At 68.1% G+C, this 11,955-nt stretch carries 15 protein-coding genes; 1 reads left to right on the plus strand and 14 read right to left on the minus strand.

The genetic code is table 11. The features are described 5' to 3' along the window. Positions 1–245: 245 nt before the first annotated feature. From SGR02S_RS17165 to flgB, 14 genes are all read right to left on the minus strand, one after another. On the minus strand, positions 246–1,310 hold the full coding sequence (locus SGR02S_RS17165; RefSeq protein ID WP_067112847.1) for a sigma-54 interaction domain-containing protein: 1,065 nt from the start codon (positions 1,308–1,310) through the stop codon (positions 246–248). A 179-nt stretch (positions 1,311–1,489) separates the two neighbouring features. Further along, positions 1,490–2,350 (minus strand): flagellar motor protein MotB, encoded by an 861-nt coding sequence (locus tag SGR02S_RS17170; RefSeq protein WP_067112806.1) that lies wholly within the window; start codon positions 2,348–2,350, stop codon positions 1,490–1,492. Then, positions 2,350–3,213: a flagellar motor stator protein MotA gene (motA, locus tag SGR02S_RS17175; RefSeq protein WP_067112809.1), complete on the minus strand. Its 864-nt coding sequence runs from the start codon at positions 3,211–3,213 to the stop codon at positions 2,350–2,352. Before motA ends, SGR02S_RS17170 begins: the two co-directional genes overlap by 1 nt. Before the next feature lie 91 nt (positions 3,214–3,304). Beyond that, the gene (locus SGR02S_RS17180; protein ID WP_067112811.1) at positions 3,305–4,135 is read right to left on the minus strand and encodes a flagellin; all 831 of its coding nucleotides are present in this window, start codon (positions 4,133–4,135) and stop codon (positions 3,305–3,307) included. A 16-nt stretch (positions 4,136–4,151) separates the two neighbouring features. Next, positions 4,152–5,480, minus strand: coding sequence for a flagellar hook-associated protein FlgK (gene flgK / locus SGR02S_RS17185; protein WP_067112814.1), 1,329 nt, complete (start codon positions 5,478–5,480; stop codon positions 4,152–4,154). Beyond that, complete coding sequence (locus tag SGR02S_RS17190; RefSeq protein WP_082797208.1) at positions 5,477–5,773, minus strand: rod-binding protein; 297 nt, start codon at positions 5,771–5,773, stop codon at positions 5,477–5,479. Before SGR02S_RS17190 ends, flgK begins: the two co-directional genes overlap by 4 nt. Next, entirely contained in the window at positions 5,770–6,879 is a 1,110-nt protein-coding gene (locus tag SGR02S_RS17195; protein WP_082797209.1) for a flagellar basal body P-ring protein FlgI, read from the minus strand. Before SGR02S_RS17195 ends, SGR02S_RS17190 begins: the two co-directional genes overlap by 4 nt. A gap of 17 nt (positions 6,880–6,896) precedes the next feature. After that, entirely contained in the window at positions 6,897–7,556 is a 660-nt protein-coding gene (locus SGR02S_RS17200; RefSeq protein ID WP_067112817.1) for a flagellar basal body L-ring protein FlgH, read from the minus strand. Continuing rightward, a complete protein-coding gene (flgG, locus tag SGR02S_RS17205; protein WP_067112820.1) occupies positions 7,537–8,325 on the minus strand; it encodes a flagellar basal-body rod protein FlgG in 789 nt (262 codons plus the stop codon). The genes SGR02S_RS17200 and flgG overlap by 20 nt, the downstream gene beginning before the upstream one ends. 12 nt (positions 8,326–8,337) lie before the next feature. Beyond that, a complete protein-coding gene (locus SGR02S_RS17210; protein ID WP_067112831.1) occupies positions 8,338–9,081 on the minus strand; it encodes a flagellar basal body rod protein FlgF in 744 nt (247 codons plus the stop codon). Between the two features lie 32 nt (positions 9,082–9,113). Then, positions 9,114–9,944, minus strand: a complete 831-nt coding sequence (locus SGR02S_RS17215; RefSeq protein ID WP_067112834.1) for a flagellar hook protein FlgE — start codon at positions 9,942–9,944, stop codon at positions 9,114–9,116. 4 nt (positions 9,945–9,948) lie between these two features. Continuing rightward, positions 9,949–10,263 (minus strand): flagellar hook assembly protein FlgD, encoded by a 315-nt coding sequence (locus SGR02S_RS17220; RefSeq protein WP_067112837.1) that lies wholly within the window; start codon positions 10,261–10,263, stop codon positions 9,949–9,951. Between the two features lie 3 nt (positions 10,264–10,266). Next, on the minus strand, positions 10,267–10,674 hold the full coding sequence (gene flgC, locus SGR02S_RS17225) for a flagellar basal body rod protein FlgC (RefSeq protein WP_067112841.1): 408 nt from the start codon (positions 10,672–10,674) through the stop codon (positions 10,267–10,269). Next, positions 10,671–11,027, minus strand: coding sequence for a flagellar basal body rod protein FlgB (gene flgB / locus SGR02S_RS17230; RefSeq protein ID WP_067112854.1), 357 nt, complete (start codon positions 11,025–11,027; stop codon positions 10,671–10,673). Before flgB ends, flgC begins: the two co-directional genes overlap by 4 nt. A 282-nt stretch (positions 11,028–11,309) precedes the next feature. On the opposite strand from flgB, the gene SGR02S_RS17235 reads away from it, so the two are divergent. Further along, positions 11,310–11,816, plus strand: coding sequence for a flagella basal body P-ring formation protein FlgA (locus SGR02S_RS17235; RefSeq protein WP_067112844.1), 507 nt, complete (start codon positions 11,310–11,312; stop codon positions 11,814–11,816). Positions 11,817–11,955 lie beyond the last annotated feature (139 nt).

Raw genomic sequence — 11,955 nt, forward strand, 5'->3', positions numbered from 1 at the left:
ACCCCGGCTTTCGCCGGGGAACGGCTCCGAGAAACCGTGCCGAAACCCGAATCCCCACAAACCTTGATCTGACCTACCGTCCCGTTCGGAATTGGGATGATGCCAATTTAGCGCGCGGCGCCCTGACGGGGCGGCCCGAAACGACCTTGCGCCCGGCCGCCCTAGGTGGGGACGGGCGGCCGGGCGACTGGGCAGGGGCGGACCAGAGCCCCTTGTTTCAGCGGTGCTGAACCGGTGTGCGGCGATCACGCCGCCTGTTGGTGAACGCCATATTTGCGCATCTTTTCGATCAGCGTCGTGCGCTTGAGCGTCAGCAGGCGCGCGGCCTCCGAAATGATGCCGTCGGCAAGGTCGAGCGCGACGTGGATCTGTTCGAGTTCGATCGTCTCGATCTCGCGCTTGAGGTCGATCGGGCGCCCCGGCGCCGGCGTCTTGGGATGCGCGGCGTGGAAGGCGGCGTCGTCCGCGCTGGCCTGCACCGCGGCGAAGCTGCTGGGGACAGCCGGCCGCGGCGCAGGCGCTGCGGTGGGGTTCAGAAGGCGCGCGACATCGTCGGCGCCGAGCGTCTCGCCGCCGTGCAGCACGCTGGCGCGCTCGACGAAATTGCGCAGCTCACGGACGTTGCCCGGCCAGTCGTGGTGCAGCAGCACCGCCAGCGCGGCATCGTCGTAACGGCATTTGGCGTCCGCGGGCATCTTGCGCTGGAAATGGCGGATCAGCGCCGGAATATCCTCGACCCGGCTCGCGAGGCTGGGGACCTGGAGCACGATGACGCCGAGGCGGAAGAACAGGTCCTCGCGGAACTTGCCCTCGGCGATCGCGGCGCCCAGATCCTGGTGCGTCGCCGAAATGACGCGGACGTCGACGCGGCGCATCTCGCTGCTGCCGACGCGGACGATCGTCCGCTCCTCGAGCACGCGGAGCAGTTTCACCTGCATGTCGAAGCGCATGTCGCCGATTTCGTCGAGGAACAGCGTACCGCCGTCGCTCGCCTCGAAATGGCCGATGCGGCGGGCGTGGGCGCCGGTGAAGCTGCCCTTTTCATGCCCGAACAGTTCGGATTCGATGAGGTCGGAGGGAATGGCGCCGCAGTTGATCGCGGCAAAGGCCTTGCCGGCGCGGACGCCTTCGTCGTGGATCGCGCGGGCGACGAGTTCCTTGCCCGATCCTGACGGGCCGCACAGCATCACCGAGGCGTTCGACCGCGCGACGCGCCGGATCATGTCGCGAAGCTGGCAGATCGCCGGGCTGCTGCCGATGATCGATGCCTCCAGCGCCGCCGCTGCCTTGTTGTGCCCACCCTCGGTCATTTTCGTCTCCACCGCGCCCCCCGTCGGCGCCTCTGCGATGGGCAAGAAATTGAGGAAAGTGGTAAACAAAAGATTATCCATCCCGACATAACCCCTTCAAAACAAAGGGATATTGCCATAATGGAAGTAATAGGAACGCAATTGCGTTCTTAACCGTCCGATATGCTGCCAGATTGGCACTAATTATAAGCGGCGGTCCGCCAGCCGAGGGTGATCGAGATGCGGCGGTTGCGCGGATCGAGTCGGTCGGCGGGGACATAGGGCTCGCGATCGGCGACCCCCTCGATGCGCGCGAAGCGCTCGGCGGCGATGCCGCGGAACTGAAGATAGTGGCGCGTCACTTCCGCCCGGTCGACCGACAGCCGCCAGTTGTTCATGCCGCCCTGCGCCGACCAGGGCGCCGCATCGGTGTGCCCGCGGATCATCAGCTGGTTCGGCGCCTCGGCGATCGGCGCCGCGATCTCCGCAAACAACCGCGCACCCTCAGGCGTGAGCTGGCTGGTGCCGATCACGAACATCGAGAAGTCGGCGTCGTCGACGACGTCGATCCGCATCCCCTCCGACGTTTCGGTGAAGCGCAGGTTGCGCGCGAGGCGCTTGAGCTCGCCCTTCTTCTGCACCCGTTCGCGCAGCGACTTGGCGACCTGCTGGAATTTCTCGCGATCCTGCTCGCGTCCCGACGCCTCCTTCGGGCCGCCGACGACGTCGCGCGGGATGGTGATCGAACGCGTCCCGGTCTGGCCCGCGCGGTGCGGATAATTGTCGGCCGCGATGATCGAATCGCCGCCGAACATGCCGTTCGACCCGGCGCTTTCCTGCTTGGTCTTGACGATCGTCGGCGCGAAATAGTCGGCGAGCGCCTTGCGCTGCTTCTCGGTCGTCGCGCCGAGCAGCCACATCAGCAGGAAGAAGGCCATCATCGCCGTCACGAAGTCGGCATAGGCGACCTTCCACGCACCGCCATGATGACCGCCATGCGCCTCCTCGATCACCTTCTTGACGATGATCGGGCGCAGCGGGGTGTTGGGGCGCGCGGCCATTAGCGGCCTCTCATTCCATCAAAGACCTCGGCGAAGCTCGGCTGGTTGTCATGCGCGACGCCCGAGCGCGCGGCCTCGATCACCAGCGGCTGCGGATGGCCGTGGAGCGAGGCGATGATGAGCTGCTTCACCGTCTGGTAGATGGCCGCGTCGCTTTCGATCACCGCGCGCGCGCGCGTCGCGAACGGCCCGACGAGACCATAGGCGAGCAGCACGCCCAGAAAGGTACCGACCAGCGCCGAGCCGATCATCGCGCCCAGAATCTCGGGCGGCTTGTCGATTGAGCCCATCGTCTTGACGACGCCGAGCACCGCCGCGACGATGCCAAGCGCGGGCAGCGCGTCGGCGAGGTTCTGCAACCCGTCGGCGGGCTTGATCGCGTGGTGATGGTGCGTCTTCACCGCATGGTCCATCACCTCCTCGACCGCATGCGGATCGAGCGTCCCCGACGACACGACGACGAGGCGCAGCGTGTCGCAGATCAGGTGGACGAGCGTCTTGTCCTTGAGCAGCTTCGGATATTGCTGGAACAGCGGCGAGCTGGCGGGGTCCTCGATATGCGGTTCGACCGCGACCGGCCCCTCGGTCCGCATCATCTTCATCAGCGACGAGACGAGCAGGATGCAGTCGAGATAGTCCTGCTTCTTGTACTGCGGCCCCTTGAACACCTTGCCGAGCCCGGCGCCGAGCGCCTTCAGCTCCTGCCCCGAATTGCCGATGATCAGCGAACCGACCGCAGCGCCGCCGATGATCAGCATCTCGTGCGGCAGCGCATGCATGACGGGACCCAGATTGCCCCCGGTCAGCGCAAAGCCCCCGAAAACCAGCAGGATCAGAACGACGATGCCGATAACGGGAAACATGCGGGGTCAACTCCAATCGGGCCAGCGGGGGTCCGGCAAAAAGGGGGGCGCCTTATGCTTAACGGCAGCGCGCGCCGGATATTGAGGGCGATCAGTTCAAAATATCGAACAAGGTCTGGCGGTTGATCTTCGCGAAGGCCGCCTGGGCCGCGCCGAGCGTCAGGTCCTGGGCGTTAAGCTGGGCGATCGCGATCGAAAGGTCGGTGTCCTCGACCGCCGAGCGCTCGTCGGCGAGCGCGATGCCGCGCGCCTTGAGCCCGTCGCCGATCCGTTCGAGCCGCCCGGCCGACAGGCCGATCGCGGCATGCTGGTCGGCGACATGGCCGATCGCCGCCGACAGCGCGTCGAGCGCGTCGCCCATGCCGGCGCTGTCGCTCGCCGCCACGGCGGCGGCGGCATCGCGCAGGCCGGTCGACAGGCTGTTGCCCCCGACGACGAAAACATCGGCGGCCGAGGGCACCGGCGCGAAGGTCACGTCCGAATCGAAGCGCATCACGCGCGCCGCGCCGCCGGCGAACAGCGGCTCGCCGTTCGAATCGCGGGTCGCCGCCAGCGCGTCGAGCTCGTCGGCGATGGCGCCCAGTTCGGCGGCGACCGTCGCGCGGTCGGTCGGGCTCATCGACCCGGTCGATGCAGAAAGCGTCAACTCGCGCGCGCGGCCCAGCAGGTCGCTCGCGGTCTTGAGCACGCCGTCGGCCTGCGACGCGAGCGCGGTCGCCGTGTTGAGATTCGCGGTCCAGCCGTCGATGCTCGCCTGCGTCTTGCCGATCGTCGCGATGCGCCGCGCCGCGACGGCGTCGTCGGACATGCGCTGGAGCCGCTTGCCGGTCGAGATCTGCACCTGCGTGCGTTCGAGCTGGTCGGCGAGTTTCTGCTGGCGCGCGATCTCGCGCGTCATGCGATTGCCCACGGCGTTGATCATGGCGACCGCCTTTCCCTTAAAGTGAGCTGAGCAGCGTCTGGATGGTTTCGCGCGCGACCTGGATCGTCCGCGCCGCGGCCGAATAGGCCTGCTGGAAGCGCAGCAGATCGGCCGCCTCGCGGTCGAGATCGATTTCGCTCACCGCGCCGCGCGCCGCGGCCGCGGCATCGCGGCGCGTCGTCGCCGCGGCGTCCTGCGCCCGCGCCGATGCGGTTGCCTGCGCCTGGGTGGCGAGATGCCCCGACCAGGCGCTTTCGGGATCGCCGTTGCCGCGCATCTCGCCGAGCGCGAGCATGGTGCCATTGCCGCTCGTCGCATCCGCAGCCGCGACCTGATTCGCGGTAAGCGGCGCGGCGGTCAGCGTCGCCGCGCTTGCGGTGCCGGTGAACAGGGCCGCGCCGGGATTGCCGCCCGCATCGAGCCCCGCCTGATGCGCGGCGTTGAGCTGGCCCGCGATCTGCGCCGCCATTGTGTCGAGCCCGGCGCGCTGGTCGGCGATATGGTTCGCCGCCTCGGCCAGTCCCGCGAGCGAACCCGTCGCGTTCGGAAAGGGCGCGCCGCCGATGGTGAAGGCAAGCCGCCCGTCGGCGGCGCTCGTCACCGCGATCGGCGTGACCACGCCGCCGCCGACCAGCAGGTCGCCGCTGCCCGACGCGCGCAGCGTCACCGCGCCATGATTGTCGAAGGTCGCGGTGACCCCCGCCTGCGACGCGAGCTGGTCGAGCAGCCGGTCGCGCTCGTCGAGCAGGCTCGCCTCGTTGGTCGAGCCGGGCCGCGCCTTGCGCAGGCCGATGTTGATCTGTTCGAGCGCGTCGAGGTTGGCGTTGAATGCCTCGACCTCGCTCGTCGCCGCGCCGGCGATGCCGTCGGCCATGCCCGAAAGCTGGCCCGCCGCGGTGCGAAAGCCCGACGCGACGTCGTCGACCGCCTGCAGGAACTGGCTGCGCAGCGTCAGATTATTCGGATCGGCGGTCAACTGGTCGGCGGTGGTGAACAGCCGGGTCAGCCCGGTCGCGATGCCGTTGGTCTCGTCGCTCAGCGCGCCCTCGACGCGGTTCATCCAGTCGAGCCGCGTCGCCGAGCGTTCGGCATCGCCCGAAGAGATGCGCGAATCCTCGATCAGCCAGGCATCGACCGACCGGGTCACGCCGCTGATCTGCACCCCGCCCGGCTTGATCGCGCTGCGATAGAGCGGCATGTCGCCCGCCGCCTGGTTTTCGGTGAGCTCAAGCGTGCGCCGCGCATAGCCCGGCGTCTGGGCGTTGGCGATATTGTCGCCGATCGTCGACAGCGCGCGCGAATAGGCCTTGAGCCCGCTCGCGCCGATGGCCAGCAGGTCGCTCATTGCACACCTCCCGCCGCGCGGGCGCGGAACTGCGCCTCGACCATGTCGGCGATGCCGAACTGGCGCATCGCGGCGATGCTGTCGGCGGTTTTCGAATCCGCCATCTCGCGGAAATTGCTGGTCGCGCTAGACCCGAAGATGTCGTCGCCGAGCTTCGCCTGGCGCATCGATGCCATGAGCTGGCGCAGGATCACCGCCTCGAAGGCCTCGGCCGCCTTGCGCAGCCCGCCGTCGCCCCCGCCGGCGGCGGCCGGCGCGGCAGTCGGCACGATCGAAGAAAGAGGAGCCGTCATATGATCACCAGTTCGGCTGTGAGCGCGCCGGCCTGGCTCAGCGCCTCGAGGATGGCGACGAGGTCGCCGGGGGGCACGCCCATGCGGTTGATCGCATCGACAAGCTCGGACAGCGACGCGGTCGGCTGCACCATCATCACCGGGCGGTAGGCCTCGCTGACCTCGATGTCGCTCGACGGCTCGATCGCCGTCTGGCCGCGGCTGAACGGCGCGGGCTGGACCACGGTCGGCGATTCCTTGATCGACACCGTCAGCTTGCCCTGCGTCACCGCCGCGGTGCCGACGCGCACGGCGCCGTTGATCACCACCGTGCCGGTGCGCGCGTTGACGATCACCTTCGCGGGCGGCTCGGCGCGCTGGACGGTCAGATTCTCGACCCGCGAGATCAGCCGCATGCGCTCGTCGCCATTGCCTTCGGCGCGGATCGCGATGCTGGCGCCGTCGATCATCGAGGCGGAGCCGGGCAGCGCGGCATTGATCGCGTCGGCGACGCGCTTGGCATTGGTCGCGTCGAACTGGTGCAGGTTGAAGGTCAGCCAGTCGCCCGCGGCGAAGCCGGTGTCGACCGCGCGCTCGACCGTCGCGCCGCCGGCGATCCGGCCGCTCGACGGCACGTTGACCGTCAGCTTCGACCCGTCGGCGGCATCGACGCCGAGGCCGCCGATGACGAGATTGCCCTGCACCATCGCGTAAATCTGTCCGTCGGCGCCATAGAGCGGCGCGAGGACGAGCGTGCCGCCGCGCAGGCTCTTGGCCTTGCCGATCGCCGAGACCGTGACGTCGAGGCGCTGGCCGGGCTTGGCGAAGGGAGGCAGTTCGGCGGTGATCATCACCGCCGCGGCATTCTTGAGCGCCGGGTTGATCCCGGCGGGCAGCGTCAGGCCGAAGCGCGATACCGCGCCCTTCATGCCGAGCGTCGCATAGTCGAGGCTGTCGTCGCCGGTGCCCGCGAGCCCGACGACGATGCCGTAGCCGGTGAGCTGGTTGGCGCGCAGGCCTTGGAACTGGCCCATGTCCTTGATGCGCTCGGCATGCGCCGGCGCCGCGAAAACGAAGCTCGCGAGCAGCAGGGCGAAGAGGGCGAACAGGGTGGGACGCTGGGCCACGACGGGTTCCTTCACGCTTAAAAGGGGCTGATGATGGAGAAGAAGCGCTGCAGCCAGCCTTGCTTGCTGGCGCGCGCAATCTCTCCCTTGCCGACATATCGGATGTTGGCGTCGGCGACGCGGGTCGATGCGATACGGTTGTCGGGGCCGATGTCGATCGCGCGGACGATGCCCGAGATCTGGACCCGCTCGTCGCCGCGATTGAGGGTGAGCAGCTTTTCGCCTTTCACCAGCATCGTGCCGTTCGGATAGACTTCGGCGATCGTCACGCTGATCTCGCCCGCGAGTTGGTTCGACTGCGATGCCTCGCCCTTGCCCTTGAACGCCTGGTCGCCGCCCATGCCGATGTCGCTCGGGTTGAACAGCGACAGCGGACCGGTCGACGGCGGCGACAGGCCGATGCTGCCACCGCGCTGGGTGCCGGCGGCGTTGCTCTTCGACGCGATGGTGCGCTCGACGAGCTGGATGGTGACGATGTCGCCGACGCGCCCCGCCCGCCCGCCAGAGGTGAGCGCGACATAGCCGCCCTGAAAGATCGCGCCGTTGGCCGGCGCGGCAGGCGGCGGCACGGGCGCGGTGGGCGCGAAGGCGTCCTCCGGAACCCGGTCCTTCGCCGCCGCCGCGACGGGCAGCGCCGCGACCAGCAGGATCAGCGCGCTAGAGAGTCTGCGTCGCATTTTTCATCATCTCGTCGGTGGCCTGGATCATCTTCGAATTGACCTCGTAGGCGCGCTGCGTCTCGATCATGTCGACGAGTTCCTCGACGACATTGACGTTCGATCCCTCGAGCATCTGCGCGCGCAGGATGCCGCGCCCCTCCTCGCCCGCGGCGCCGACCTGCGGCGCGCCAGAGGCCTGGGTTTCGACCAGGATATTGTCGCCGATCGCCTGCAGGCCCGACGGGTTGACGAAGCGCGCGATCTCGATCCGGCCGAGCTCGGTGGCCTCGGCCTGGCCGGGGACGGTCGCCGACACGGTGCCGTCGGCGGCGACCGAGATGCCGGTCGCATCCTCGGGCACCTGGATCTGCGGCTGCAGCGGCTTGCCGTCGGAGGTCACGATGGTGCCGTCGGCGGCCATCGAGAAATTGCCCGCGCGCGTATAGCCGGTGCGTCCGTCGGGAAGCTGGACCTGAAAGAAGCCCGCGCCCTCGATCGCCATGTCGAGCGCGTTGCCGGTGGCGTTCAGCGTGCCCTGCGTGTCGATGCGCGCGGTGCCGCTGAGCTCGACCCCGGTGCCGAGGTTGAGCCCGACCGCATAGCGGTTCTCCGACGAGGAGGGCGCCCCCGGCTGGGTCATCATCTGATAGCCCAGCGTCTCGAAATTGGCGCGGTCGCGCTTGAAGCCGGTGGTGTTCACGTTCGCGAGGTTGTTCGCGATCACCTGCATGCGAAAGCTCTGGGCATCCAGCCCGGTTCGCGCGACGTGCAAGGCACCGAAGCTCATCGTCTGTCTCCTTTAACGGGGGAGCTGCATCAGGTTGGCGGTCGCGCTATCCATGTCGCGCGCGTCGCTGATCAGCTTGAGTTGCGAATCCCACTGCTTGCTCGCCTCGATCATCTCGACGAGCGCGGCGGTGGCGGTGACGTTCGATCCTTCGAGCGAACGGGTGACGACGCGCGCCTCCGGATCGTCGGGCAGGATGCCGCCGCCGCGCACACGGAACAGGCCGTCGAGTCCCTTGACGATCTCCGACCCCGCGGGGGTCGCGAGCCGCAGCCGGTCGATTTCCTGCGGGTTTTCGGGGTCGCCGCCCGCGGGCACGACCCAGATGCGCCCTTCGGCGTCGATCTTCACCGAATCGGCGGGCGGCAGGGTGATCGGACCCTGTGCGCCCTGCACCGGATGATTGTCGCCGGTGGTCAGCAGGCCACTCGGCGAAAGCTGGAGGTCGCCGCGCCGCGTATAGGCCTGTTCGCCGTCGGGCGCCTGGACCACCAGCATCGCGTCGCCCTGCATCGCGATGTCGAGGTCGCGCCCCGTCGCCGCGATGGTGCCGGCGCGCATGTCGGCGCCGACCACCTCTTCGGACGCCATGGCGCGCGCGTCGAAACCGGCGCCGTGCAGCCACAGGCTCTGCGCCTCGGCCATCTCGCCCCGGAAGCCCGGGGTCTGCACATTGGCGAGGTTGTTCGCGATCGCCGTCTGCCGGGCCATGCTGCCCCGCATCGCGGTGAGGCTGGTATAGATGAGGCGGTCCATGGATCAGTTCCCGGCAGGCGGCGACGGCGGCGTCAGGACCGCATGTTGATCAGGGTCTGCGTCAGCGTCGACGCGCCCTCGATCGCCTTGGCGTTCGCCTGGAAGTTGCGCTGCGCCGCGATCAGCAGCACCAGTTCCTCGGTGATGTCGACGTTCGACCGTTCGAGCGCGCCCGAGCGGATCGTCCCCATCGGGCCGTTGGTCGCGGCGTCGATCGTCGGCTGGCCGCTTTCGCCCGTCGACTGGTAATGCGCGTCGCCGATCGGCCGCAGCCCTTCCATCGAGGGGAAGGTCGCCATCGCCACCTTGCCGAGCATCTGGTCCTCGCCATTGGCGAAGGTCGCGGTGACGAGCCCGTCGAGCCCGATCGAGATGTTGACCAGCGACGCGGTGGGATCCGAAGGAGCACCCGTCGGCAGGATCATGTCGGTCATGCCGCCGAGCGTGCGATCGGTTACCTCGCCATTGGCGTCGACCGGCAGCAGCTGCAGCTTCTGCCCTGTCGTGTCGACGATATGCCCGTCGTCGGTCGGCGTGAAGGATCCGTTGCGGGTATAGCTCACCTGCTCGCGCGGCGGCTCGCCCTTGACGACGAACATGCCCTCGCCGGCGATCGCCAGGTCGAGCGTCTTCTCGCTCGCCTCGAGTGTGCCCTGGGTGAACTGCTGGATGATGCCGTTGAGGCGCTGGCCCTGGCCCGCGACCATGCGCGTCGACTGGGTCGGCGACGAGGCGAACAGGTCGCCGAACTGCGCGCGGCTGCGCTTGAAGCCGGTCGAGCTGGCGTTGGCGATGTTGTTCGAGATGACCGACATGTCGGTCTGGGCGCCCTTGAGGCCCGAAAGCGACGTATAGAATGACATGCTCTTATCCTTCCTGCGTGGATTGCGTGGTGGGGGTCGCGGCGATCTGGGCCGCCTTGATGTCCTTGAGCAGCGCGGTCTGCGCGCCGAGCTGGTCGGCGATGCTCTTCAGCGTCGTGTTGGTCTCGCTGATCCCGGCCAGGCTGGAGAATTGCGCCATCTGGGCGACCATCTGCTGGTTGTCGACCGGGTTGAACGGGTCCTGCTGCGACAGTTGCGCGGTCATCAGCCGCAGGAAATCCTGCTGGCCGAGCTGGGTGCCGCTGTTCTTCGGCACGACGGCGATATTGCTTCCGTTGACGGCAGAGGTGCTGGTCATCGCTTATTGTCCCAACCGCAGCGTTTCGTTGATCAGGCCCTTTGCGGTTTCGAGGACCTGGACATTGTTCTGATACTGGCGGGCGGTCTCGACCATCTCGACCAGTTCGGCGGCGCTATCGACCGCGGCTTCCCAGACGTTGCCGTCTTTGTCGGCGAGCGGATTGTTCGGGTCGTACCGCTTCGTCGGCGCCATCTTCGACGTCGCGACCTGATCGACCTGCACCGTCGCGCGGCCGGCGTCGTCCATCACGGTGCGGAACACCGGCTTCATCGACCGGAAGGCCGAGGTCTCGCTGCCCGCGACGGTCCCCGCATTGGCGAGGTTCGACGCGGTGGTGTTGAGCCGGACGAGTTGCGCCGACATCGCACGCCCGCTGATGTCGAAGATCGAAAAGCCGCTCATCGTCATTCGCCCTTCAGCGCGCGCGTCAGCGTGCCGATGCGGCCCTGCAGGAACGCGAGGCTGGAGCGGTAGGCGAGCGCATTTTCGGCGAAGGCGGTCTGCTCGGTCGCCATCTCGACGGTGTTGCCGTCGAGCGACGACTGCACCGGCACGCGATAGGCGACCGCGCCTTCGAGCGCCTGCCCGGCCGACCCGCCCTGCTGCTGCGCGAGGTCGAGTGCCTTGGAGAAATCGAGGTCGCGCGCCTTGTAATTGGGCGTCGCGGCGTTGGCGATGTTCGACGCGATCAGCATCATGCGCTGGCTGCGCAGCTGAAGCGCCGTCGCATGCAGGCCGAAAAGCTTTTCCGAAGCCATCATCATCATCCTTCTTTCGCCGCCTGCCGTTCGAACCGGACGGACCGGCACGACATGCGGAAAAACACGCAGGACATGATGCAATGCCCATGCCAATTCCCGATTACGGCCATTTTTCAAACGCCTGAGCGAAGGTTTCGGTGGCCGGCCGTGCCCGGCGCGGCGGCTCGTCAAAAGTTTGACGGCGGCGGCGCGGCGGGCGCGGGAAAGCGCGGCAGTGCGTCCTTGGCACGCTTCCTGCACCGCGCGGGGCCAGCATTTTGGGACCGACGAAGGAGATGGGTCATGCAGGGGAAGACGATGGCGGGCCTGGCGCTCGCACTGGCCGCGATCCCGGCCGCGAGCGCGCAGCAGGCGACCGAGGACTGGCAGACGATCGACACGCTCACCGCGATGGTGGCGAACGCGATGGGCCGCAGCGCCGCCCCGATCGATCGCCGCATCAAGCTGGCCCGCTGTCCCGAGCAGGCGTCGATCACCGCGATCGACAGCCAGACGCTCGCGGTCCGCTGTCCCTCGCTCGGCTGGCGGCTGCGCGTCCCGATGACGGGACCGGCCGGCGCCATGCCGGTCACGGCGCAGAGTGCCAGGCCCGCCGCCGCGGCGCCGGCGATCCGCCGCGGCGATCATGTCCGCGTCTCGATCGACACCGAAAGCTTTTCGATCGCCTATACCGCGGTCGCCGCCGAGGACGGCCGCGTCGGCGAAGCGATCGCACTGCGCGGCACCGATGCCAAGAGCATGTTGAGCGCCGTCGTCACCGGCCCCGGCCGCGCCCGCCTCGCCGATTAGGCCCCGGGGGGGATTCGGCCTTTCCACAGGCTGGCCTGCGCCTTCGGCATGCGGAACTCGTTTCAGCATCCATGGCCGGACCTTTCCTTTTTCGCCGTCTTTCGGTCGAGGGTGGACCATGGACCCTGAACTTGTTTGG

Source organism: Sphingopyxis granuli NBRC 100800 (genome assembly GCF_001591045.1).
GTDB classification, from domain to species: domain Bacteria; phylum Pseudomonadota; class Alphaproteobacteria; order Sphingomonadales; family Sphingomonadaceae; genus Sphingopyxis; species Sphingopyxis granuli.

Excerpts from the sequence above, each read along its gene's own strand:
- SGR02S_RS17190 (WP_082797208.1), bottom strand. The coding sequence starts at position 5,773 with ATGACGGCTCCTCTTTCTTCGATCGTGCCGACTGCCGCGCCGGCCGCC.
- flgK (WP_067112814.1), bottom strand. The coding sequence starts at position 5,480 with ATGAGCGACCTGCTGGCCATCGGCGCGAGCGGGCTCAAGGCCTATTCG.
- SGR02S_RS17180 (WP_067112811.1), bottom strand. The coding sequence starts at position 4,135 with ATGATCAACGCCGTGGGCAATCGCATGACGCGCGAGATCGCGCGCCAG.
- SGR02S_RS17210 (WP_067112831.1), bottom strand. The coding sequence starts at position 9,081 with ATGGACCGCCTCATCTATACCAGCCTCACCGCGATGCGGGGCAGCATG.
- motA (WP_067112809.1), bottom strand. The coding sequence starts at position 3,213 with ATGTTTCCCGTTATCGGCATCGTCGTTCTGATCCTGCTGGTTTTCGGG.
- flgB (WP_067112854.1), bottom strand. The coding sequence starts at position 11,027 with ATGATGGCTTCGGAAAAGCTTTTCGGCCTGCATGCGACGGCGCTTCAG.
- SGR02S_RS17200 (WP_067112817.1), bottom strand. The coding sequence starts at position 7,556 with ATGCGACGCAGACTCTCTAGCGCGCTGATCCTGCTGGTCGCGGCGCTG.
- flgG (WP_067112820.1), bottom strand. The coding sequence starts at position 8,325 with ATGAGCTTCGGTGCCTTGCACGTCGCGCGAACCGGGCTGGATGCCCAG.
- SGR02S_RS17215 (WP_067112834.1), bottom strand. The coding sequence starts at position 9,944 with ATGTCATTCTATACGTCGCTTTCGGGCCTCAAGGGCGCCCAGACCGAC.
- SGR02S_RS17220 (WP_067112837.1), bottom strand. The coding sequence starts at position 10,263 with ATGACCAGCACCTCTGCCGTCAACGGAAGCAATATCGCCGTCGTGCCG.
- SGR02S_RS17170 (WP_067112806.1), bottom strand. The coding sequence starts at position 2,350 with ATGGCCGCGCGCCCCAACACCCCGCTGCGCCCGATCATCGTCAAGAAG.
- SGR02S_RS17165 (WP_067112847.1), bottom strand. The coding sequence starts at position 1,310 with ATGACCGAGGGTGGGCACAACAAGGCAGCGGCGGCGCTGGAGGCATCG.
- SGR02S_RS17235 (WP_067112844.1), top strand. The coding sequence starts at position 11,310 with ATGCAGGGGAAGACGATGGCGGGCCTGGCGCTCGCACTGGCCGCGATC.
- flgC (WP_067112841.1), bottom strand. The coding sequence starts at position 10,674 with ATGACGATGAGCGGCTTTTCGATCTTCGACATCAGCGGGCGTGCGATG.